General features: G+C 34.8%; 21 protein-coding genes and 1 tRNA gene. 15 read left to right on the top strand and 7 right to left on the bottom strand.

The annotated features are described in order from the left end of the window. The first annotated feature begins 37 nt into the window (after positions 1-37). From G6R40_RS00520 to dgt, 6 genes are all read left to right on the top strand, one after another. Positions 38-418 (top strand): hypothetical protein, encoded by a 381-nt coding sequence (locus tag G6R40_RS00520; protein WP_165130534.1) that lies wholly within the window; start codon positions 38-40, stop codon positions 416-418. Between the two features lie 10 nt (positions 419-428). Further along, complete coding sequence (locus G6R40_RS00525) at positions 429-782, top strand: DUF488 domain-containing protein (protein WP_165137434.1); 354 nt, start codon at positions 429-431, stop codon at positions 780-782. Positions 783-1,212: 430 nt separating this feature from the next. Next, positions 1,213-2,286 (top strand): hypothetical protein, encoded by a 1,074-nt coding sequence (locus G6R40_RS00530; RefSeq protein WP_228455883.1) that lies wholly within the window; start codon positions 1,213-1,215, stop codon positions 2,284-2,286. Positions 2,287-2,333: 47 nt separating this feature from the next. Beyond that, complete coding sequence (gene purE, locus G6R40_RS00535) at positions 2,334-2,834, top strand: 5-(carboxyamino)imidazole ribonucleotide mutase (protein ID WP_165130538.1); 501 nt, start codon at positions 2,334-2,336, stop codon at positions 2,832-2,834. Positions 2,835-2,870: 36 nt separating this feature from the next. Next, entirely contained in the window at positions 2,871-3,257 is a 387-nt protein-coding gene (locus G6R40_RS00540) for an HU family DNA-binding protein (protein ID WP_165130540.1), read from the top strand. A 260-nt stretch (positions 3,258-3,517) separates the two neighbouring features. Then, positions 3,518-4,876, top strand: coding sequence for a dGTP triphosphohydrolase (gene dgt / locus G6R40_RS00545; RefSeq protein WP_165130542.1), 1,359 nt, complete (start codon positions 3,518-3,520; stop codon positions 4,874-4,876). Between the two features lie 55 nt (positions 4,877-4,931). Here the strand turns inward: dgt and lipB are convergent, their stop codons facing one another. After that, on the bottom strand, positions 4,932-5,645 hold the full coding sequence (lipB, locus tag G6R40_RS00550) for a lipoyl(octanoyl) transferase LipB (RefSeq protein ID WP_165130544.1): 714 nt from the start codon (positions 5,643-5,645) through the stop codon (positions 4,932-4,934). Between the two features lie 143 nt (positions 5,646-5,788). Here lipB and G6R40_RS00555 point away from each other — a divergent pair, with 143 nt between their 5' ends. Further along, complete coding sequence (locus G6R40_RS00555) at positions 5,789-6,415, top strand: peptide deformylase (RefSeq protein WP_228455884.1); 627 nt, start codon at positions 5,789-5,791, stop codon at positions 6,413-6,415. A 57-nt stretch (positions 6,416-6,472) separates the two neighbouring features. Beyond that, the gene (locus G6R40_RS00560) at positions 6,473-6,814 is read left to right on the top strand and encodes a phage holin family protein (RefSeq protein ID WP_165130546.1); all 342 of its coding nucleotides are present in this window, start codon (positions 6,473-6,475) and stop codon (positions 6,812-6,814) included. 75 nt (positions 6,815-6,889) lie between these two features. Here G6R40_RS00560 and G6R40_RS00565 read toward each other — a convergent pair whose 3' ends face one another. Beyond that, positions 6,890-8,299 (bottom strand): APC family permease, encoded by a 1,410-nt coding sequence (locus G6R40_RS00565; RefSeq protein ID WP_165130548.1) that lies wholly within the window; start codon positions 8,297-8,299, stop codon positions 6,890-6,892. 192 nt (positions 8,300-8,491) lie between these two features. Here G6R40_RS00565 and G6R40_RS00570 point away from each other — a divergent pair, with 192 nt between their 5' ends. From G6R40_RS00570 to G6R40_RS00585, 4 genes are all read left to right on the top strand, one after another. Beyond that, the gene (locus tag G6R40_RS00570) at positions 8,492-8,893 is read left to right on the top strand and encodes a phosphoheptose isomerase (RefSeq protein WP_165130550.1); all 402 of its coding nucleotides are present in this window, start codon (positions 8,492-8,494) and stop codon (positions 8,891-8,893) included. 137 nt (positions 8,894-9,030) lie between these two features. Beyond that, positions 9,031-9,987: a D-2-hydroxyacid dehydrogenase gene (locus G6R40_RS00575; protein WP_165130552.1), complete on the top strand. Its 957-nt coding sequence runs from the start codon at positions 9,031-9,033 to the stop codon at positions 9,985-9,987. Between the two features lie 72 nt (positions 9,988-10,059). Beyond that, a complete protein-coding gene (locus tag G6R40_RS00580; protein WP_165130554.1) occupies positions 10,060-11,082 on the top strand; it encodes an asparaginase in 1,023 nt (340 codons plus the stop codon). 47 nt (positions 11,083-11,129) lie between these two features. Continuing rightward, positions 11,130-11,216 (top strand) — tRNA-Ser (locus tag G6R40_RS00585). A 147-nt stretch (positions 11,217-11,363) separates the two neighbouring features. On the opposite strand, the gene G6R40_RS00590 is transcribed toward G6R40_RS00585, so the two are convergent. The 5 genes from G6R40_RS00590 to G6R40_RS00610 all read right to left on the bottom strand — a co-directional run bounded on the left by G6R40_RS00590 (position 11,364) and on the right by G6R40_RS00610 (position 19,550). After that, entirely contained in the window at positions 11,364-12,563 is a 1,200-nt protein-coding gene (locus tag G6R40_RS00590) for a GIY-YIG nuclease family protein (RefSeq protein WP_165130556.1), read from the bottom strand. Further along, positions 12,556-14,538, bottom strand: a complete 1,983-nt coding sequence (locus G6R40_RS00595; RefSeq protein ID WP_165137440.1) for a DEAD/DEAH box helicase — start codon at positions 14,536-14,538, stop codon at positions 12,556-12,558. Before G6R40_RS00595 ends, G6R40_RS00590 begins: the two co-directional genes overlap by 8 nt. A gap of 681 nt (positions 14,539-15,219) precedes the next feature. Further along, a complete protein-coding gene (locus G6R40_RS00600) occupies positions 15,220-16,335 on the bottom strand; it encodes a Fic family protein (protein ID WP_165130558.1) in 1,116 nt (371 codons plus the stop codon). 232 nt (positions 16,336-16,567) lie between these two features. Then, a complete protein-coding gene (locus tag G6R40_RS00605) occupies positions 16,568-16,807 on the bottom strand; it encodes a hypothetical protein (RefSeq protein ID WP_165130560.1) in 240 nt (79 codons plus the stop codon). Positions 16,808-16,856: 49 nt separating this feature from the next. Next, on the bottom strand, positions 16,857-19,550 hold the full coding sequence (locus tag G6R40_RS00610; RefSeq protein ID WP_165130562.1) for a class I SAM-dependent DNA methyltransferase: 2,694 nt from the start codon (positions 19,548-19,550) through the stop codon (positions 16,857-16,859). A gap of 455 nt (positions 19,551-20,005) precedes the next feature. On the opposite strand from G6R40_RS00610, the gene G6R40_RS00615 reads away from it, so the two are divergent. The 3 genes from G6R40_RS00615 to G6R40_RS00625 all read left to right on the top strand — a co-directional run bounded on the left by G6R40_RS00615 (position 20,006) and on the right by G6R40_RS00625 (position 22,011). Then, on the top strand, positions 20,006-20,584 hold the full coding sequence (locus tag G6R40_RS00615) for a hypothetical protein (RefSeq protein ID WP_165130564.1): 579 nt from the start codon (positions 20,006-20,008) through the stop codon (positions 20,582-20,584). Between the two features lie 135 nt (positions 20,585-20,719). Continuing rightward, the gene (locus G6R40_RS00620; RefSeq protein WP_165130566.1) at positions 20,720-21,286 is read left to right on the top strand and encodes a YceI family protein; all 567 of its coding nucleotides are present in this window, start codon (positions 20,720-20,722) and stop codon (positions 21,284-21,286) included. Between the two features lie 80 nt (positions 21,287-21,366). Further along, positions 21,367-22,011: an alpha/beta hydrolase gene (locus tag G6R40_RS00625; RefSeq protein WP_165130568.1), complete on the top strand. Its 645-nt coding sequence runs from the start codon at positions 21,367-21,369 to the stop codon at positions 22,009-22,011. Positions 22,012-22,077: the final 66 nt, after the last annotated feature.

Raw genomic sequence — 22,077 nt, forward strand, 5'->3', positions numbered from 1 at the left:
TATTATTTTTGAATACTTAAAAAAAAATAAACGAGTTATGAAAAATCTTGTATTGATGTTGGCTTTAGGAAGCTTAGCTGCTTGTAGTACACCAAAAATGATAGGAAACGATAAAGACAGTCACGGTTGCAAAGCTTCTGCAGGACAAACTTGGAGCGAGTTGAAACAAAATTGTATTCAGGTTTTTAACGAAGGAACAAGACTGAATCCTATTGATTTTCAAAAAGATGAAGCTATTATCAGTGTATTTTTGGTTTTTAATGGTGATCAATCCAAAGCTGAATTGTTTTTATCTGATAAACCTAATGTAATTTTGAATAAAATTCAAGACGGAAATTTTACAGCTGGAAAATATGTATATAATTCTTCGGAATCTACTTTATACATTGATGGAAAAGCTGTTTACAAAAAAGAATAAATATTAAGCAATCATGAAAATTCTTCTCAAAAGAGTTTACGAAGATGCTTCACCGCAAGATGGTTATCGAGTTTTGGTGGACAGATTGTGGCCAAGAGGAATGTCTAAAGAACATGCCGATATTGATGAATGGAACAAAGATTTGGCACCTTCTACAGAATTGCGCTTGTGGTTTCATCACGATGTTTCTCGTTGGGAAGCGTTTTCTGAAAAATATTTAAAAGAACTTCAAGACAATAATTTTGGTCCAGATTTTCTAAAACGTTTACAACAACAAGAAATTGTAACATTAGTTTACGCCGCCAAAGATGAAAAACATTGTCATCCTTTGGTTTTAAAAGAATATTTGGAAAATTTGATGTAATCTTTAATTGCGATCAAATAAAGATAAATCCGAATAATTATAGGCATGCACAGCTTTCGCATAATGTAAAGCCTTCGATTCTGATCTTTGGAAAATAGAGCCTAAACATTGTGGTGTTTTGATATGGCAATGCTGAAAAACAGGCAAAAAAGTAACACCGTACATAAACCACGGAAAGTTTTTCGAATTTCAACATTCGGTAATATCTTCTAACAACAACTAGATTAATTCCCCTACGTACTAATATTTTTATCTTTTTTTATTATTAATTTGTTATAGTTTTTAAGATGGGAGGTTACAAAGAATTATAGATAATGTTAATTTTTTCTAAAACTTTCATTTGTAAGATAGCTTGATAAAAGCAGTTAAAAATTCTAAATTTAACGTTCTTTATATTAATATGTGGAATCCTTTTAAACGAAAAAAGAAAATGAAGTTTGATTTTGATTTTCAGACATTTAAGAATTTATTTAACCACCTTCAAAATGAAGAAAATCCTGTAGTAGTCTTAGTCGGTGGGCAGGAAGGAGAGTCGGAAATGACTTGGTATGAGTTCCCAGGTTCTTATGAAGATTCTGATGATGATAAAAAAGTTTTGAAAGAACGCGGCTTCAAGAATTTTTATGAATTACTAAATGTGCTTCACGAAAAAGCGGGAATCAGTCCAGTCGATATTAATCGGGATCTCGAAGTTAATGAACAATATAATTTGATGATTTTCAATTATTATGTTCCTCCAACAGCCGAAGAAAAATCTTTTTTTAAAAGTATAAAATGCAGTTTTTATTTATTTTTTGTTTGCGAAAACGAAGCCGAGGAAGTTAATGCTTTTAGAATTTTTTATTCAAAAGGGCTTGATTACAGAATTAGTGATCTGCTGGACGCTCAATTTTTAGTAGATATTAACAATCCTGACTTAAAAGATGAATTTTATATTGCAGAATTAGAGAAACTTGTCGCGGCGCTGGCTACTAAAACCGAAGTGGAAATAAATTCTGAAATTTTGAAGAAGCATCCAAAAGCTTTGTTGTCATCTGAGGTTTCAAAGAAAGATTTTTTAGAAGCTTTGGATTATCTTAATTTTTGGAAATTAGCAGATGTCGAGGAGAAGGCGCAAAAGTTTTATGAGCAATGGACGAAAGATTGGTCAGAGCTTTTTGAAGAAGATACTTATTACGATGACGCTTATTTTCCTTTGAGATTCGAATTTTTTAATGACGATAATACATGGCATAGCGATTGGAAATTCGATCCCGAAGATTTGGAAGGTATAGTTGCCCATATTTTGAATGAAGAAGATTGGACGTTCCAATATCCCGAAGAAACTTATAGTGACGATTTATTTCCTTATGTCCAAAAAGCATTGTCGGAGCGCGGTTTTGAACTTATGCAAATGAATACTTTGGGCGACTCTTACCAGTTTTTTATTACCAAAAAAGAAAATGTGCTACCACTGTTACATATCTCCAACAAATTAAAACTTGGCGTAGAGCAATTGATGTAAGCATTCTGCAATTTCTGTATCTTTGACGTTCTAATAAAAAATTAAACATGATAGGAATAATTATGGGAAGCCAAAGCGATCTTCCAATTATGGAGCAAGCCGCAAACTTCCTACAAAGTCTAGACATCCCTTACGAATTGACCGTGGTGTCGGCGCACAGAACACCAGAAAGAATGTTAGATTATGCAAAAACCGCAAAAGAACGTGGTCTGAAAGTCATCATCGCAGGCGCAGGTGGCGCGGCACATTTGCCAGGAATGGTCGCGAGTTGCACCACACTTCCCGTAATCGGTGTTCCTATTTTGTCCAGCAATTCTATAGATGGTTGGGATTCTGTATTGTCAATTTTGCAAATGCCAGGCGGTATTCCTGTCGCGACAGTCGCGTTAAATGGCGCGCTGAATGCCGGGATTCTAGCCGCAAAAATCTTAGGCGCAGCAGACGAAAATATTGCTAAGAAAATGCAAAACTACCAAGATACTTTAAAAGAAAAAGTATTGGGAACGGTAGATGACATTAAAAAATTGCACCCAAACAAATTCGATTGATTATATTTGAGATACTAACTTTTAAAACACAATATTATGCCAGTTATGTATTCTCTAAGTGAAAAAGGAATCCCCGGTAATCCCACTGCTCCAAAAAAATTCTATGCCACGGCAAAGTCTTCTGGCGAGGTAAGCTTCCGTAGTCTAAGTAAAGAAATTGCCGCAAGCTCTACCACCGTTAGCGATACAGATGTGCTTGCTGTTCTTAATGACCTTAGCAAAGCTTTGTCCAGACATCTTTCGGAAGGCAAAATTGTAAGATTTGGTGATTTTGGATCCTTCCAAATTAGCCTTAGCAGCGAGGGGGCAGATGTGGCTGCAAAGTTTAATCCTACACTTATTAAGAAAAGTAAAATCCTTTTCCGACCAGGGATAGACCTGCGCGAGATGCTCGCTATTGTAAAATATGAAAAGTCCAAATAACAGGTCGCAAAAGCCCTTTGTTAAAGCTTTTGTACAAGTGTATAAAATCATCGAGATCTTTTACTAAAAAGGTCTCGATGGTTTTATAAAAAGGTCTCGATGATTTTGTGAAAAGATCTCGATGTTTTTGTAAATTCATCATTATGATTAAAGAAAGCCCAACAGACCCGCCTTTTGTAATTCTCGACAATAATCATTTTTTAGTAAAAGGATTACCTCTTTGTTAGGCTTTTTGAAAGAGGTTTCTGTATTTTTGCCTTATGGATCTTAACCAACTTTTTACCAACCAGCGTACAGGAAATCACCAATCGAATTTTGTTTCGAGAACAGATTTCCAAAGAGATTTTGACCGTATTATTTTTTCGTCGGCTTTTCGAAGATTGCAAAACAAAACCCAAGTTTTTCCTCTGCCAGGAAGCGTCTTTGTACACAACCGTTTGACACATTCTCTGGAGGTTGCCTCGGTTGGTCGTAGTTTGGGAAGTTTGATCGGCGATTTTATTTCAAAAAAATACCAAAACGATTTGTCGGAGGTTTCGACCAACTTTTACCAATACCAACTAAGTGACGTTATTGCGGCAGCTTGCCTTTGCCATGACATCGGGAATCCCGCCTTTGGACATTCTGGCGAAGATGCTATTGCCAGTTATTTTGAGCAAAATGAAACCTCTATAAAATCGCTTTTCAATGAAAAAGAATGGGCAGATCTTGTCAATTTTGAAGGCAATGCCAATGCCATTCGCGTGTTGACACATCAACAGCAAGGCAAAGATGAAGGCGGGCTACAGTTAACTTATTCTACTTTAGCGAGTATTGCCAAATACCCTTGCGAAGCGATTGCAAGAAAAAAAACAATTATCCATCGTAAGAAGTTTGGTTTCTTCCAAAACTCAAAATCCAATTTTCTAGATATTGCAACATCTACAGGAATGCAACGCGAAAGCGACGATCCTATTATCCACAAAAGACATCCTTTTGTTTGGTTGGTAGAGGCGGCGGACGACATCTGTTACAGCATTATCGATATGGAAGATGCACACCGTTTGGGAATTGTTAACTCCAAAGATTGTGAAGAATTGTTTATTGATTTGATAAAATCTGTAAATCCTGACGATCTGAAACGCGTGAAGGACAAACTCGATATTATTTCGAACCCAAATGAGCGGGTTTCTTATCTAAGAGCAAAAGTCATTAATTCTTTAATTAATAAATCGGTTTCGGTTTATCAGTCGAATTTTGATAAGATTATTGCGGGCAATATGGACATGGCTTTGTTGGATATTTTCAAACAAGAAAGTTCTTCTTTAACAGAAATCGAACGTTTTTCCATTGACAAAATTTACAATCATAAAGCGGTTATCGAAATAGAAAATGCGGGTTACAATGTGATGTATGAGTTGTTGGATCATTTTATTCCATCCATTATTTTAGAAAAACCAGCGCGTAAAAATTATGATAAAATGGCACTGAAACTGATTCCAAAACAATTTGTTTATGAAGAGGGAAGTGCTTATGACAAAGTCTTGGGCGTTCTCGATTTTGTGTCTGGGATGACGGATAATTACGCAACGGATCTTTACAGAAAAATCAAAGGTATTGATATTGGAATGACGGTTTAGACATTTAATACATTATAAATAAAAACGACTTCAGAATAGAAGTCGTTTTTGTTTTTTAAACCAATTCGCAACCGAAAACCTCTACGAAATGTTTTTTAATTTTCTGTTTTACTTCTTCCACATCGACTTCGTGTTCCAGCTCGTTTTTAAGAGAAGTTACCTGTTTGTCGGTAATTCCACAAGGTACGATGTAATCGAAATATTTCATATTGGTGTTGACATTAAGCGCAAATCCATGGATGGTTACCCAGCGTGATGCCTTCACGCCCATGGCGCAAATCTTTCTGGCGTAAGGTTTTCCGACGTCTAGCCAAACGCCAGTTTCGCCTTCCGACCTCGTGCCGTGAAGTCCATATTCTGCAATTGTTCTGATGATAACTTCTTCCAAATCGCGCATATAACGGTGGATGTCTGTATAGAAATTTTCCAAATCCAAAACTGGATAACCTACAATCTGCCCGAATCCGTGATAGGTAATGTCGCCGCCGCGGTTGACTTTTACATAAGTAGCCTCAATTTCTTTAAGTTTTTCGGCATTGGCCAACATGTTTTCCTCGTGACCACTTTTTCCTAAAGTATAGACATGTGGATGTTCTACAAAAAGTAAATGATTCTTGGTTTCTGTTTGTTCTTCAGGTGCGGTATCTCTGTTTTTTACTTTGATATCGAGGTTTTCTTTCATCAATTCCTCTTGGTAATCCCAAGCTGGCATATAATCTCGAGTGCCCAAATCTTCGAAACGTACCTTTTTATTTAGTTTGTGGTTCATGTTCTAATTTATCTAAATACAAATTTAAGTTTAATTTCTTGATTTTAGAAATAGGCTTTGTTCTAGTTTTTTTGATTTTGTCATGGATAAATTCTTAATTTTAAATATTTTAAAAAAACAAAATTCTAATACACCAATTTTATATGATGAGATTTTTATTATTTAGTCTGCTAATAAGCCTTAATATAGCTTTTGGCCAAAAGTTTAGCAAGGAAGAACTTAGCATTATTAGACAAGGAAAAACCACTACAGCTTTGCCAATCTACCAGACGAACGTGGAAGCAGAGCATAAAAGTTTATTAAAAAGTTCGACAGACATTCAGGTTTTTGATAAAAATACTGAAATATTGATTAACCGAATGAAGTTATCATTACTCGCTTCTGGCGGGGTTGGTATTGCAGCGCCACAAGTTGGAGTCAATCGTAATGCTATTTGGGTGCAGCGCTTTGACAAACGAAATTCACCTTTTGAGTATTTTATTAATTCTAAAATTTTATGGAAATCGGAGATTCTTAACTTTGGTTTGGAAGGTGATTTGTCGATTAAAGACTATAAAAATATGTTTTACAGAAGTCAGGTTATACAAGTGCAATATCAAGATCTGAAAGGAAAAAAATATACAGAAATTGTGGAAGGTTTTACAGCAGTTATCTTCCAACACGAAATAGATCATCTTTTCGGTATTTTGATCGAAGATAAAGCCAACTCTGAGACCGACTCTACTGTTATAAAAGTCGAAGCTTACAAAAGAATACCTGTACAGAATTAGATTTTCAGCGAGTTTTTTGTATCTTTCCTAGTGTTTAACCCATAAATAAAGTAAACTATGAGATTAATAATTAACCTTCTTATCACTGCGGTTTCTGCATTTTTATTGAGTAAAATTTTGTCAGGCGTTCATTTTGAGGACTTTGGATCCACCATAATTTTTGCTATTGTTTTAGGAATTCTGAATTTGTTAGTACGTCCAATTTTAGCGATTCTGTCATTACCTATTACAATTCTTACATTAGGATTGTTTTCATTGGTTATCAATGCAGCAATTATTTTGTTATGCGATAATTTTATGGACAGCATGACGGTAGATGGCTTTTGGTGGGCTTTCTTATTTAGTATTTTACTTTCAATAGTTACCTCTGTTGTTGGTGCGCTTTTCGGGAAAGATTAAAAGTGATTTTAAATAAGAGCATAAAAAATCCGTAGAATTTCTGCGGATTTTTTGATTTTTAATTAAAACTAAGATTTACTTTATCGATCTTCTATTAATAATAAAATATATTGGCAAACCTATTAATATTAATCCAAGTCCTGGCCAAGTATATTGCGGTTTGTAAATGAATAGTAAAACGCAAAATGAAATTCCTATGATTAAATATAAAATGGGTGTAATTGGATATAACCAAGTTTTGTAGTCGCGTTGGAGTTCTGGCTTTTTGATGCGAAGATAAATCACGCCAGCCACGGTTAGCATATAAAATAAAACGATAACAAACGAAATCATATCCAACAAATCACCATATTGTCCACTAAGACAGAGCAAACTTGCCCAGATGCCTTGCATCCATAACGCGTTTTCGGGAACTTCAAAACGATTGTTTCTAATAGCTGATTTCAAGAAAAGCCCGTCCTTGGCCATCGTTTGGAAAACACGTGCGCCAGCCAAAATAATTCCGTTAACACAACCGAATGTTGAGATCATTACCAAAATCGCAACAATGGCTGTACCCGCGCTACCAAAGATGTTCTCAGCCGAAGCCACTGCGACACGATCATTAGCTGCAAATGCAATCTGATCGCGATCCAAAGTGTTGAGATAGACAAGATTAACTAATAGATAAAGTGCCATTACAGAAATGGTTCCGATAATCATAGCGCGAACAATATTTTTGCGAGGATTTTCAATTTCACCTGCCACAAAGGTTACATTTTCCCAAGCAACAGAACTAAATACGGAGCCAACCATAGCCGCAGCAATGCCTCCAAGAACTGTTGTTCCAGAAATACTGAGCCAACTAACAGTTTGTTTTTGACCATTAACTTCGATACCGAAATTTTGAAAAGCCTCCCATCCAAACTGAAAGTTATTTGCAAATTGAGAATGTTCCACAAGAACAAAACCTAAAATAATAAGCCCTAAAAGTGCAATAATTTTTGAAGATGTAAATATATTCTGTAGCAACTTACCACTTTGGACGCCTCGTGTGTTGATAAAAGTTAAAACCAAAATCACCAATATTGCTAAAAGCTGTATCCATGTTATTTTGAAAGTTCCACTTTGGAGGAGTGGCGCAGCATTGTTAAGACTTGGGATGAGGTAAGCGGTAAACTTACCAAAAGCAACAGCTACTGCGGCAATTGTGCCTGTTTGTATAACACTGAACATGCCCCAACCATAAAGAAAACCCATCATTTTTCCATAGATTTCGGTGATGTAAGTGTACTGCCCACCAGCTTTCGGAAACAATGCGGAAAGCTCGCCATAGCTAATGGCTGCGGCAACGGTCATAAGAGCGGTAATGAGCCATACGACAATCAGCCAATATCCCGAACCTAAATTGCGCATAATATCCGCACTCACAATAAAAATTCCGCTGCCAATCATAGATCCCATAACAATCATTACAGCATCCCAAAGTTTAAGCTTTTTCTTCATAGTTTAATTTGTACCAAATATATAAAACTGTTAAAAATAATTAATAAAAAATGATAAAAATACAATTTGTTTGGTTAAAATATAAAGCTATGCTATTAATAATGAATTCTGGAAACTTGAATATTTTTAACTTTAATTAATAGGTTGCCTTACGAATAAGCTCTAAATTTGTTTAAATCAATAAAAAATTAAATGGAATTAGAATACAAAGATCACCTAAGTCCCGTCTTAAAAGATGGTGTGAAGAATTACCTTATTGATATCGATGGTACTATTACCGAAGATGTCCCGAACGAAGAGCCAGAGCGTATGTCCACTTGTGAGCCTTTTGCCGATGCCTTGGAAACGATTAATCGTTGGTATGACGAAGGCCACCAGATTTGTTTTTTTACTTCCAGAACCGAGGATTTGAAAGCCATTACAGAAGAATGGCTGAATCGCCATGGTTTCAAATACCATAGTATTTTGTGTGGAAAACCGCGTGGTGGCAACTATCATTGGATTGACAATCACCTTGTTAAGGCTACGCGTTATCGAGGCAAATTCACAGATTTGGTGGAGAAAAATGTTAAAATTCAAGTTTTTAAAGATTAAATTCCCAATTGATAACCTAAGTTTTAGCCCCGATTGAACGGCATGTCTGAGCTCATCTTTTTTGAAAGGGAAAGTTGTGGCGAAAGATAGCGAGTAGTGAAAGCGGGAAAAAGCTTCTAAAAAAAATATGTATTTATATGAAAATTTTAGCAAATGACGGTTTGACCAAAAGTGGTGTAGATGCCCTTACAGAGAAAGGTTATACCGTTATTACCAACAAAGTTCCCCAGGAAGAATTAACGGATTACATTAATCGTGAAGCTATTAAAGTTCTTTTGGTACGCAGTGCAACTAAAGTAAGAAAAGATATGATTGATGCGTGTCCAGGTTTGGAAATTGTTGGGCGCGGTGGTGTTGGTATGGATAATATTGATGTGGAATATGCTCGTGAAAAAGGCATACATGTAATTAATACACCTTCGGCATCGTCGGAGTCGGTTGCAGAGTTGGTGTTTGCTCATCTTTTTGCAGGATGTCGATTTTTGCAAGAATCAAATCGTGCTATGCCAATGGAAGGACAGACGACTTTTAATGCCTTGAAAAAATCCTATGAAAAAGGCATCGAACTTCGTGGAAAGACCATTGGTATCGTTGGTATTGGACGCATAGGTCAGGAAGTTGCACGGATTGCGCTAGGACTTGGGATGAAGGTGATAGCTTCTGATACCCGAATCGGAAAAGCGAGTGTCCGTGTGGATTTTTATAATAAACAATTCATAAATGTTGAAATAGAAACCGAACCTTTGGAAGATTTGATAAAACATGCGGATTTTGTAACCTTACATGTGCCAGCGCAAGATGGCGCTATTATCGGTGCAAGAGAAATCGAAATGATGAAATATGGCGCCGCGATTGTTAATTGCGCGCGTGGTGGCGTGGTGGACGAAGTCGCGCTGATTAAAGCTCTAGATTCTGGCAAGTTGGCATTCGCAGGTCTTGATGTTTTTGAGAACGAACCGACTCCTTCGGAAGAAATTCTTAAACATCCTAAAATATCATTGACACCACATACAGGTGCTGCAACGCTGGAAGCGCAAGATAGGATAGGTACAAGTCTAGCAAAACAAATTGATAGTATATTCCATGCACAATAAGATAATCAAAACTCAGTTTTCGAACTGAGTTTTTTGTTTTTTGGAATTGGGAATATTGTTTATTTTTGAGCCATGAAAAGAAAAGTGCTTATCATCTACACAGGCGGTACCATTGGTATGGAAAAAGATTATAAAACGGGAAGTTTGGTACCTTTTGATTTTTCAAATATTTTTAAACGAATGCCAGAAATGAACCTTATGGAATGTGAGGTTTCTGTGAAATCTTTTGATTATCCCGTGGACTCGTCCGACATGGGACCGAAACAATGGCAAGGCATTGCGAAAATTATTAAAGAAAATTATGAAACTTTTGATGGTTTCGTTATTCTGCACGGGACAGATACCATGTCTTACACCGCATCAGCGCTTAGTTTTATGCTTCGGAATCTTAACAAACCTGTTGTATTGACGGGATCACAATTGCCTATTGGGGATTTGAGAACGGATGCCAAAGAAAATCTTTTGACGAGTCTTTATTACGCCAGCCTATACGAAGATGATGAAGCCGTAATTCGTGAAGTGACGCTTTATTTCGAATATAAATTATTGCGTGGCAACCGAAGTTTAAAAGTTTCCGCGGAATATTTTGATGCCTATCAAAGTCCAAATTATTCGATATTGGGACAATCTGGCGTCCATTTGAATATTGATAAAGAAAGTTTGCTAAAACCTAAAAATACTGATTTTGAAATCGATTTGCATCTCGATGAAAATGTATTGTTTTGGCGTATTTTTCCAGGAATGAATTTTGATTTTTTACTTGAGGTAACTTCTGTTAAAGTTATCATTCTTCAGGTTTTTGGGTCGGGAACGATTTTTAATAACGAAAAAACAGCGCGTGTTTTGGAAGAATTGCGCAACAGAAATGTTGAGATTGTCGTTATCAGCCAATGTGTTTCTGGTGGAATTAGTTTTGGAAAATATAGCAATAGCAACATTTTTAGTCAGGTTGGTGCTATTAATGGAAAAGATATGACTGCGGAAGCTGCGATTACCAAAGCCATGCATCTGCTTAATAACCCTTATTATCCGGGAGGTTTTGCAAGTAATTTTAATAAGGATTTGTGTGGCGAAGTAAGCAAAGATTTTCACTGAAAAGATTAGTAGACTTCAAATATTTGTCTATATTTGCAAACTGAAAAAGAGAGGTGTCCGAGTGGTTGAAGGAGCTAGCCTGGAAAGTTAGTATAGGGGTAACTCTATCGAGGGTTCGAATCCCTTCCTCTCTGCAATATCGACTGATTATCAATGGTTTATGATAATTACAGCCAAAAATACAGCCAAAACTTATCAAGTTTTGGCTTTTTGTTTTTTATGAGATTGTTTGATACTCAAAAGAAGATATAACGTAAAATACTAAATGTATCAAATTTTTACTACTTTAATACAACCTGCATTTTACCAATATCATATTTATAATTCACGATATTACCATTCATAAACAAATCGATTACTGTATTTATTTCCTCTAAAGGAACAGAAAACCATTCTCTGGGAATGTATCGATTGTCTTGTTTATCATACAAATCAATATTCAAACAAGCTTCAGCAAAGAAACGATGAATTAGATTTTCAAATTGATGAATATTGAGATTGTAACAAGCAAAAGAATCTACAATTTCTACATCAGCAAAAAGATAAGTAGCTTCTTTCTTCGCATTCTTTATTCTTTCTTTCACTGGTAATTTAGAAAATCCAATTTTATAAAGATTGCGAATGTTTTGGATTTCTTTATTTTCTGATTTCGATTTTAAAATATAAATCCAACCACTTTCAACATCTTCTTCTTTTACAATTCCAGCATTTTCAAATAATTGCTTTTCGATATTCTCATCAGGATTGGTAATCAGCTTACCATTCTTTTGAATAGCTTTACCCAAGGAACGAAACAGCATATTGGAAATGGTTGCATTCTCAAATATCGTTACAGTACGACCTTCCAATCTCATTCTGTCACCTGATTTATTTTCTCGAAGTACCTTTTCTGCTTTGGAAACTTTCAAATAACAAAGTAAACCATCTACTAAATAGAAATTGCCTTCCATCAAATTATCTTCAGCATTTTTAAATTCTAAAAATTTACGCTTGCCTTCTTTTAATTCACGATGGACTTGCCTGAACATCAGATCATATCTAGCGAATTCCGCTTCCGACATCGATTGCCTTTGTGCAACATAATCTGCTTTATCACGACTTCCGCTTTTGGGCGTATGTTTAAATTCAAAAATAGATGTATCTCCGCCGTTATCTAACAATCCTAAATCATCATCATTTAAGATATCGTCCAAACTTTCTATTTTCGTTTCAATTTTGCCAAGCAGGTTATGGCGGTCGAAAGTTTTCAAAAACGCTTTTCTATTTTCATTGGCTTTAAATTCCTTCAAGCGTGAAAACAGTGCATATTCTGACATGGACGCTTGCTTTGGTTCGCGTTTGTTTTTCTCAAAAAAATCGTTTATTTCTTCAAAAGATTCAATAAGACGATCTTCATCTGTTTTGATTTCAGATTTTTGAATTTTAGCATCTAAAAGTCCAAATTCATCATCATTTAAAATATCATCTAGACTCTTAGCCATTTTGCGCTTTTCTACGTTTTAAATCTTGAATAAATAATAATGCTTGAGCTAATCTTTGTTCTCTTGGATCATAAGAATTAATATCGGGAGGATTTCCGGTCTGTTGTTTCCAGCGTTTAATGCCTTCCCAAGATGCAAAAGCTTCTTCCTCAGTCATTTCAATACGGGTAATATTAATACTGTCTTGAATGGATCTCAAAACAGAAGTGGTTACGCTTTTAGAAAGGATTTCAAATGCTTTTTGGAAAGGGTTAACGGTATCAATTAAATCAATATTAACATCATCAATATTCACAAAACTTCCCGCCATACGAATGAATTTTTTAGAACCATGATCTTCGACAGTTCCGTTTTTTATAACTGAATCTACTACGACATGTTGACGAATAGCTTCAATATCTTCTTCGTTTAAATCAGGATATTTCTCTCGAATTATTTTTGGAATTAAAACCGTATTGATGACTTCGGGTTCAAGATTTCCAGGCATAGCTTTTAGCATGGTGTCATCTTGCAGAATGGTAGCTTTAAGATCATTCAAATCAGATTCGATAATGTCTTTGGCTCTTTGAGAAGTCGGTTTTTTGAATCCACGGATTTTAATAGTGTTTTCATCATCACCTTCATCATCAGGATCATCCATTGGTTTGAATTTGAAATTGGGAGCCAAAACTTGCTCCATCAATAACGAAGCTGTAATTGCTTTTAGCATGTTATTCACTGCTAATTTCACATCATCATCTACAGCATCGGGTTGTGCAATAAGATTGGTAAACTGTGCATGATTTTTATTGTTGCTGTCTCTGGTTGCTCGACCAATAATCTGAATTATTTCTGTTAAAGAACCTCGATAACCAATTGTTAAAGCATGTTGGCAAAAAGGCCAGTCAAAACCTTCTTTTGCCATTCCGAGGGCTATAATAATATCGATATCTTCCTCCGACTTTACCCCTCGTAAATAGGCTACAATTTTATCCCGCTCTTTCTGATTATCATTTACCAAATCCGCAACTTTTAAAATGCGTCCTGAACGTTTACTTTTGACATACAAAACGCCTGTTTCGGTATCTTGATATTCTAAAACTCCAAGGCAATCTATAATATGATCTACTTCTTGCGTTTTTTCTTTGGAAGATTCGGCTGAATTTACGCTTGGAATGTGAATAATGGTTTTAAGGTTTTCATCTAAAATTTCTTCCAATGCGGACATGCCTTTTTCATCATCGTGTTTGTAATATCTTCCACGATAAAAATGATAACCTATTCCTAGAGATCTCAAAAATTCATAGCCATTCAACTGATCGTAATAGTTATAGGTAACATTCGTAAATTTAGCCTCATCCTCTGGAGTTAAAACTGGAACACTATCTCCACGGAAATAAGATCCTGTCATTGCAATAATATGCGCATTGGATTTGGACATCATATTTCGCAGCACATTTCCTAAAATATTATCGCCATCAGCAGAAACATGATGAAATTCGTCAATCGCAATCAAACAATTATTAAAATCCTCTTCTTTCAATCCTTCAAAAGCAAAACGCAAAGTAGCATGTGTACAAATCAAAATCCTTTCTTCTGATTCTAAAAAATCGTAAAATGCTTTCACTTTCGATTTATCACTTCCTGCGGTACAAAGGTTATAACGTTGGTTATATTCCCAATTGGTAAAAAACCCATATTTGGATAATTCTGTAGGCGCAAAAGAATTTCCTATGGAACGTTCAGGAACTGCAACGATGGCTTTTTTAATGCCTTGATTTTGCAATTTATCTAACGCCAAAAACATTAACGCTCTCGATTTTCCCGATGCAGGTGGTGCTTTTATTAAAAGGTATTGAGCGGTTCGTGCTTCGTAAGCTTTGGCTTGCATTTCACGCATTCCCATTTCATTGGTAGATTTACTTTTACCTGTTTGGTCGTAAGTAACATTTACCAAATTGATGGGTTTTATATATTCTGGATGTTTGATTTCCATTGTTGATTTTTCTTTTTTTACTTGCTCTTTGGATTGTTGAGCTGTGGCATTATGATATTCTTTATCTGATTTTGAATCATATACAATTGATCCTAAAAGCAAATTGATGGTATCAGAAAACAATTCATGACCTTTTGGGTCTAATCCATTTGGATAGCCTGATTTATTGATTACCCAACCTTTTAATGTTATCAAAATACGTGGACTATCAGGATTGTACCCTCCTTGCAACAAAAGATGGGTAATGGGTTTTGGTTCAGCATACTTTCCTCCTTTATCTTTTTTATACAATTTATTCAGATAAAAATCGGTCAAATCTCTGTATTCTACATTTTTAACACCATTGCGCATTTCATCTATATACACATTTTTAATCGTCATGTATAGTATGTTTTCTTTGCGTAGATTTAGTTCATCTATTGTTTCTTGCAATTCGGTTGAATATCCCACGTTTTTTTTAGTTTTTATTTTCTATTGAGGACTATTTGATCTAGAGTTTGTCTAAAAGTTTGTCTAATTCTAAATTTTTATTTTAGATGTAGTTTAGTCGTTATAAATCAATCAATTAAATGTTTTTAATTTTAATCTTACGTCTAAAAGTATGTCTAAAGTTAATCTAATTAGATAATTATTTAGTCTTTTTAGATAAACTCAAAACCTAATTTATTTTTTTCCATTTTTTTACACCCTCACTAATCGCATCAATGGTTCAAAAGAATACAATGCAGCTCTTCGCCCTGACGCTTCTTCTTTTACAACCAAATAATCATTTTCCACAAGTTTTTTGATAATTAAAACAGCTGTTGCGTTTGGTATTTTTGTATTACTTACAAACTTATTATTTCTAAATACAGGATTGGTAAATATATAATCTACAATTTCCATATTCCATTTAGAAGAAAGCAAATCAGAAAATTCCATTTTCGTTTGTTCATACAAATTTTTGATATTTTCTGCAATTTGTAAATTTTTGACTGCTTGGCTTTCTACTGCTTTTAGAAAAAACTTAATCCAATCATCCCAATTATTTTTATTAGAAACTTCCCGCATTTGTTCAATGTATTCATCTTTGTTTTCTTCAAAATAACCACTGATGTAAAAGTGAGGTTGAGACAATATTTTTTCTCGCCATAAATTAAGTGTAATAAGCATTCTTCCTATTCTACCATTACCATCTTGAAATGGGTGAAGTGCCTCAAACTCGAGATGCATTAAAGCAGTCTTAATAAGTGGCGGAATATCTGAATTTTGTAAAAAAGAAAATAAATTATCCAAACCTTCTTCTAATTTTTCTGGATTAATGGGGACAAATTGGATTTCTTTTTTGCGCTTATCTGCTAAATAATTCTGCTCTTTTTTGAATTCGCCTGGTGATTTACTTGCTCCCCTTCCAAGATACAACAATTGCTGATGCATTTGTTTGATAAAATTGATAGAAAAAGGATAGCCACTCTCTAAAGCTTCCTGCGCATTCTTTAATGCTCTTTGATACAAAATAGTCTCAATAACATCAGATTTCACAGTAGTATTTTCAGTACCTTCATGATCTGCTTCATATTGCAAGATTTCATCCATAGTACTAATGGTTCCTTCTATACGAGAAGATATTACCGCTTCTTGATTACGTAAAGGTGCTAATAAGATTTCGGTATTGTGTAGGTTTTTCAACATTTGGTCAAACCTTGCCAAAGCATCGGTAGCACTCACCAGTTCTTGGATAAAGTGTATATAATCCACCTTTTCTGGAGGAAATTTTCCATAGTGATAGCGTACCGCATTGCTCAAATTATACTCCATAATCCTATTAATTTATTGACTACAAAAATAATAAAAAATCATCATCCAAATACATTTGCTTACAAAATATATTGTTTTTTTGTAAGCAAATATATTTGATGTCAGAAATTGTAAGCAAGCTTTTTTGTTTACAAAATATTACTTAAAATTGTAAACAAACTTTTTTGTTATCAAGAATTGTAAACAAAAACACTTGCTTCCAAAAATAATGCGTTTATTGTAAGCAAATATTTTATCCTGAAAAATAATTCGCTGAAATATTATTCTCAGACAACCATTCTGAAAGCACATCAAAACAATCTGCTCTGTCTTTCAGCATACTTACTAAGTGATCAAACATTTCTTCTTGCGGCACTTGCAACGCTTTCGCTACAGATTGTAAATGCGTGGTGGTTAAACTTCTTTCATATTCAAAATCTGGGGCAAGATCCTGCAAATCTATACGAAGAGTTCCCCCTGATTCTGTAGCCATACTTTACGCCCAAATTTATCACTATATAATTCTACGGTCATAATTATCTTTATTTCTTCTTCCTCGTTTTTTTCTCCTTTGCAAACAAGTTTTCTTTGGTGGTCATTTCCTCATAGAGTTTGAAAAGATACGCCAAACGTTCTTCGTCGGAGTTGAAAGGCGCGAGTCTGTAGATGCGTTCTATAGCTAGATCCAGCTCATGATGAGCTTGTTTTAAACCCGAAGGCATGGTTTCTGGGTTGTAAAGCCAAGCCATGGTTTTTTCTGGAAACTTAGCACGCTCGTCTAATACCGAAAATACATATTGCGTGATGCTTTCTTTTTGTTTCTCATTAAGCGTAGGGAACGGAAAGGTGTTGTAACATAATTTGGCAGAATAGCGGTAACGTGTTTCTAATTTACCACCCACAGCATCTACCCAAACCATGTGCATTTTAGAATGAAGAACGCCGAAAAGCCAAGGTTCGGCATCGTAAACACTCTGAACAGAATTTAAGGAAACATAATTTTTCTCAAAAACACCAATAGGAATATAATCTCTTGATTCTGAAGAAGTGCAAGGTATAATAAATTGTTGTTGTCTCGGCATATGTCTATACCTAAATTGATGAGATCTTTTAGATAAGGTACGAGCTACTTCACCACCATTAATTCTGAAATTTTCAACTAACGCAATTCTCTTTTTTATTTCATCAAATTGTAATGCTTCTTTTAATTCATCATCTTCAATCCAAAAACAATATCTATTTTGTCCTTTCAAGAATTCTTCTCCTCCAATTACCTTTCTAATAAATTTTTCAATTCCATAAAACTGAAAAACTTCTTTCTTTTCTTCTTCTGAAAATCTTAAAAATCCTCCTTCTAAAGGCATGTTACCATAAATCATTAATGGTAAATTTGAAATTGATTTGACATTTCCTGTTACGAATACATTTGGAGCATCCAACAAATAAGGATTAATGTTTTTCGATTCTTTAGCGACAGCATCAGTAAACAATAATTTGGGTTTTGCAGAAACATTTCTTAAGCCTACAATAATTACCGTAACACCAGCATTACCTTTCGCATTATTGGTCCATTTAAAGGATTGATAGGCGAAACCAATTTCTACTTTGTCGTTTAAAATCCGTTGCCACGTTAAAACTATTTGCTCACCTTGACATACAGAATTAGTAGAAACCAAAGCCAATTGTGCATTGATTCCTTCAATATACTTTGCGCCTTTATAAAACCAGATAGAAACGTAATCTAAACTTTTATAATCTTTCTTAAAAACCAATTCCAAATCCGATTTTTGTTCCGGATCTTGGTTTCTACTTCCCAAATACGGCGGATTTCCGATGATGTAGATTTCGTCGCCATCATTTTTTTGGCAAACATTTTCCCAATCCATTCTTGCGGCATTTCCTGCAACAATGTTTCCTGCTTCTTTTAAAGGAAGTATGGGTTTAGATTGTCCAAAATCCAACAATTCGGTTTCAAAAACTTGGTTCATTTGGTGCTCTGCCAACCAAAGGGATAAGATTGCCATTTCGTGCGCAAAATCTTTAATCTCTATCCCATAAAATTGGGTAAGTGAGATTTCGGTAAAAAACAATCGGTTTTCTCCCAAATCCAACAATTGTTTGATGATCTGGATTTCTAGATTTCGGAGTTCTTTATAGGTGATAATCAAAAAATTTCCACTTCCACAAGCGGGATCAAAAAATTTTATTTTGGACATCCGCACCAAAAGTTTGTTCAGCTCTCGGGCATTGTCTTTATTTTTTTCAAACTCTTCGTACAATTCATCGAGAAACAAAGGTTTGATGAGTTTCAGAATATTGATTACAGAAGTGTAGTGCATCCCAAGATTGTTCCGTTCTTCAGGATCTGCCACCGCTTGGATCATAGATCCGAAAATATCAGGATTGATGTCTGCCCATTCCAATTCGCCTGCATCTATCAGCATTTGCCTTGCTTTTTTGGAGAATTTAGGACATTCTATCGTATCTCGAAACAAGCCCCCATTAACATAGGGAAAACCAGAAAGATAATCGGGGAAAGTTATTTTTTTGTCGGGATTGCTGTCTAATTTAGTAAAAAGAGCATCCAAAAACTCGTGCATATCCGATCCATCTGGTTTGGTGTTGTTCACCATAGCTTCGGTAAAAACATTTTTGGTGTCAAAAATACCTGTGTCTTCCGCAAAAAAACAAAACAACAAACGGGAAAGAAAAAGATTGAGATGATGGCTTCCTTTTTCTACCCATTCAGGATTTTCTTTTACCAAAAGGTCATACAATTCACCTAGTTTGTAGGCTGCATCCCGATCGGCTTTGTTGTTATTGCTTACCCGATAGATTTCTGCACCCGAAAGCGGAAGGAAAAAATCGACTTGTTCTAATTCTCCTAAATCTTTAAGATCAAATACTTTGTTTAAGCTTTTCTTTGTATCTATCGCAACTCCTTTTTCAAAATCGGTTACAAAAAGGAAACGAGGTTTTTGTCGGGCAATTTTTTCGTCTTTAGAAATCTCATCAATCGTATGCAGTAAATCGTCTGATTTTTCTATTTTAAAGAAAATTTTTCCTTTATAGAATAGCTCTCCTTCTTTTTTAGAAAGATTGTAATCGCCTTTTTTAAGTCTAGTAATGGTAGTTTTGGAAAGCCCAAAAGACAATAAAAAATCATAAATAAAATTTTCTCCGTCTATATTTTGAGCTATATATTTGAGTTTGTCTTGGATTTCAGTTTTTTTCATTCGGCAGTTAACGTCTTTGCTAAAATTTTTAAGGGATAAAGTTAAGAAAATTACAGGAGGTATATCTCATGCTAATTTGAATATATGTCGTACTTCAATTTTATATAAATCACACTAATTAATAGCCTACAACCACATCATTTTTAAGATTTTCAAAGAGTTAAAGTTTTGGATTTGCTGAGATAATTCCATTTCTGAAAGCTTAATAACTTTTGCTGTCATTAGGGTTGGATTTTGCCCAATTTTTTATCATTCTCCCTAGCTTTTGTTACTGATCCATTGTCTTGTGTTTTTATTGATAATTATAGGTTTTATTCATTTTGTTTGAGGTTTATTATTTTGTGCATTTGTGTAAGTGTTTGATTAATAATTGAATATGTTTTGGTTTTTTAGTTAATCTTGTTTTTGGCATAAATTTTTCAAGTACTTAGCTCGTAAAACAAAAAAATTGAATTATGAAATTTTTAAAACAAGCATTATTTACAATTGGTGTATTAGCTGGAGGTCTGGCTTTCGCACAAGATTCGAATATGAACAATATGATTAAAGTTGGTGTTAATGGTGGTATATCCACAGGAGGTAATACTTCTGCCAATGTCGGATTGGACGTATCTTACCAGAATTTGGTTGCACCAGGATTTGGTTTGGGGATAGCAACGGGCTATAACCACTTCTTCGGAAAATCAGCAACGATTAATAACGTAAAAGTAGAGAATAACGATTTCGGTGTTGTACCTGTTGCTGCGTTATTTAGGATTTATCCTCAGCAATATGGATTTTATCTAGGCGCCGATCTTGGTTATGGATTTATCGTTGGTGATGACACCGTTACAAACAACGAAGTTTATAATACACAAAGACCAGATGGCGGTTTTTATATGCGACCAGAAATTGGTTACCATAACAAAGATTGGAATTTCTATGCACATTATACAAAAGTATTCACTGGAGATAAAGGTCAGGTTGCTGATCAGAAGTACAATGCAGGTACAGTTGGTGTAGGGGTTTCTTACAATTTACCTTTAGGAGACTAATCAATTTATTATAATCTTTTTTTTAAAGTCTATCTTCGGGTAGGCTTTTTTTAAATCAAATTCTTAACATAAATCAATTTTTATTTAGAATCATTATTGGTATGTTTGCACCAGAAATTTTTAAACAAATATATAATGAAAAAATTAGCATTGGTAGCCTTAATGATGGGTGGTTTAGCATTTGGTCAAACTAAAAAAGTGGTAGCATCAGATGTACATTGGTGGGGTTACAAAATTGCAAAATCAGAAGCTTCTTCACATGATGGTACAGTTGATGTAAAATCAGGAAATATTGTTGTTAAAGGAAACAAAGTGGTAGGAGGGTCTTTCGTATTAAATATGACCACTATTAGCGCTACGGATCTCCAAGGTGAGTACAAAGCAAAATTGGACGGACATCTTAAAAACGGCGACTTTTTTGAAGTTGAAAAATATCCAACTGCAACTTTTGTGATTACTTCTGTAAAACCAAATTCGGACAAAGTGTTTAATTCAACTATTACAGGTAATTTAACGATAAAAGGAAAAACAAACCCAGTGAGTTTTCCAGCAAAAGTTGGTGTTAGCAAAGGCGTTGCAAGCATCGTAAGTGACAAATTCAGTTTTGATCGTCAAAAATTCGATATCGCATACAAATCTACAATGCAAGATGTTTTGGTAAAAGACGATATCGATATGAAAGTAAAAGTTACTGCAAAATAATTGCAAACTTTAAGAATATTTAAAAAAGAACAGCTTGTCTGTTCTTTTTTTGTTTCCTAATTTTGGGAGTATTTTAGTGTATGAAATTATATGTTGTAAGCGGTCTCGGAGCCGATTTTACCGTTCTCGAAAAGTTAAATTTTGATCAAAATCTAGAAGTCGTATTTTTGGATTGGCTCATTCCGGAAAGTCAGGAAGAATTTTTACATTATGTCAAAAGAATGGCTGATAGGATAGATGATTCTCAAGAATTTTGTTTGTTGGGATATTCATTTGGAGGCATTATTGTACAAGAAATTCACCGTGTGAAGCCCGCCAAAAAAGTCGTTATTTTGGGCAGCATCCGTTCTGACGAAGAAAAATCCCATTTAATAAAATTTGGAGGTTACACAAAAATTCCAAGATGGATGCCCGAGCGTTTCTTTAATGACAATTCCACCATTGTCTATACCTTCCTCCGAAAGCTGTTTGATCCCAAAAATCCGCGTATTAACAACTACTTCCGTGTGCGGAATCCTTATTATCTTAAGTGGTCTATTGAGAAAATATCGGAGTGGAAGTTCAAGAAAATACCAGATATTATCCAGATAATGGCCGACAAAGACATCGTTTTTCCCATCAAAAATTCGAAGCCCGATTATATTATTAAAAATGCAACCCATTTATTCCCAGCGACTAAACCAAAAGAAGTTTCTGCAATTCTCCACGAAGTTTTTAAAATCTAACAAATTTTAAATTTGGTGCTTTTTAATTTGTAATTTGATAGTATCTTTAGAGCCCTAATTTTATTA

The organism is Chryseobacterium sp. POL2, assembly GCF_011058315.1.
Taxonomy (GTDB): Bacteria; Bacteroidota; Bacteroidia; order Flavobacteriales; family Weeksellaceae; genus Soonwooa.

Coding starts and splice junctions, on each gene's coding strand:
- lipB (WP_165130544.1), bottom strand. CDS start 5,645: ATGAACCACAAACTAAATAAAAAGGTACGTTTCGAAGATTTGGGCACT.
- dgt (WP_165130542.1), top strand. CDS start 3,518: ATGGATCTTAACCAACTTTTTACCAACCAGCGTACAGGAAATCACCAA.
- G6R40_RS00615 (WP_165130564.1), top strand. CDS start 20,006: ATGAAATTTTTAAAACAAGCATTATTTACAATTGGTGTATTAGCTGGA.
- G6R40_RS00610 (WP_165130562.1), bottom strand. CDS start 19,550: ATGAAAAAAACTGAAATCCAAGACAAACTCAAATATATAGCTCAAAAT.
- G6R40_RS00580 (WP_165130554.1), top strand. CDS start 10,060: ATGAAAAGAAAAGTGCTTATCATCTACACAGGCGGTACCATTGGTATG.
- G6R40_RS00555 (WP_228455884.1), top strand. CDS start 5,789: ATGATGAGATTTTTATTATTTAGTCTGCTAATAAGCCTTAATATAGCT.
- G6R40_RS00560 (WP_165130546.1), top strand. CDS start 6,473: ATGAGATTAATAATTAACCTTCTTATCACTGCGGTTTCTGCATTTTTA.
- purE (WP_165130538.1), top strand. CDS start 2,334: ATGATAGGAATAATTATGGGAAGCCAAAGCGATCTTCCAATTATGGAG.
- G6R40_RS00625 (WP_165130568.1), top strand. CDS start 21,367: ATGAAATTATATGTTGTAAGCGGTCTCGGAGCCGATTTTACCGTTCTC.
- G6R40_RS00590 (WP_165130556.1), bottom strand. CDS start 12,563: ATGGCTAAGAGTCTAGATGATATTTTAAATGATGATGAATTTGGACTT.
- G6R40_RS00595 (WP_165137440.1), bottom strand. CDS start 14,538: ATGGAAATCAAACATCCAGAATATATAAAACCCATCAATTTGGTAAAT.
- G6R40_RS00570 (WP_165130550.1), top strand. CDS start 8,492: ATGGAATTAGAATACAAAGATCACCTAAGTCCCGTCTTAAAAGATGGT.
- G6R40_RS00605 (WP_165130560.1), bottom strand. CDS start 16,807: ATGGCTACAGAATCAGGGGGAACTCTTCGTATAGATTTGCAGGATCTT.
- G6R40_RS00620 (WP_165130566.1), top strand. CDS start 20,720: ATGAAAAAATTAGCATTGGTAGCCTTAATGATGGGTGGTTTAGCATTT.
- G6R40_RS00575 (WP_165130552.1), top strand. CDS start 9,031: ATGAAAATTTTAGCAAATGACGGTTTGACCAAAAGTGGTGTAGATGCC.
- G6R40_RS00530 (WP_228455883.1), top strand. CDS start 1,213: ATGAAGTTTGATTTTGATTTTCAGACATTTAAGAATTTATTTAACCAC.
- G6R40_RS00565 (WP_165130548.1), bottom strand. CDS start 8,299: ATGAAGAAAAAGCTTAAACTTTGGGATGCTGTAATGATTGTTATGGGA.
- G6R40_RS00520 (WP_165130534.1), top strand. CDS start 38: ATGAAAAATCTTGTATTGATGTTGGCTTTAGGAAGCTTAGCTGCTTGT.
- G6R40_RS00540 (WP_165130540.1), top strand. CDS start 2,871: ATGCCAGTTATGTATTCTCTAAGTGAAAAAGGAATCCCCGGTAATCCC.
- G6R40_RS00600 (WP_165130558.1), bottom strand. CDS start 16,335: ATGGAGTATAATTTGAGCAATGCGGTACGCTATCACTATGGAAAATTT.